Genomic DNA, 406 nt, shown 5'->3' with positions numbered 1-406 from the left:
TTCATTTCAATCAATTGATAGACATTTTCGATGGTGGCCCAGTCGTTGAGAGCTTCGTTGAAGATGTGCGCGGCGTTAGTGAAAGTGTGCTTTTGCCTTATCGCGTAGATACTAACTATGACGCTGAAATTGGTGCCCGTGACGATTGGGTTGTGTCTAATCGGCGGATGGAACATTTCCGTACAATTCTTGTCAGTAAAGATCAGATTCACGCTGATCATATAAGACTAAGTTCAGAACAATTCGATGCTTTGAATATCGATGATCAAGCTGAGCTTAGAGCTGTCCCACTTCGTTATATTTAGGATAAAGCTATGAGCCAATTAGGAGCTTTCATTGCAGGACAGTGGCATCACTGTTCAGGACCATCGTTATCTAGCCATAATCCTTTTAATGGTGAGCTTGT

Annotated in this window: 1 protein-coding gene; it reads left to right on the top strand. The window is 42.4% G+C overall.

The window, feature by feature from the left end:
• Positions 1 to 305 (top strand): arginine N-succinyltransferase (locus A3762_RS16905; protein ID WP_197469329.1); only part of this gene is annotated, 305 nt, incomplete at its 5' end.
• Between the last annotated feature and the right edge of the window lie 101 nt (positions 306 to 406).

The organism is Oleiphilus sp. HI0125 (assembly GCF_001635355.1).
Note: the sequence above shows the minus strand (reverse complement) of the source record. Positions and strands in the feature narration are given on the sequence as shown.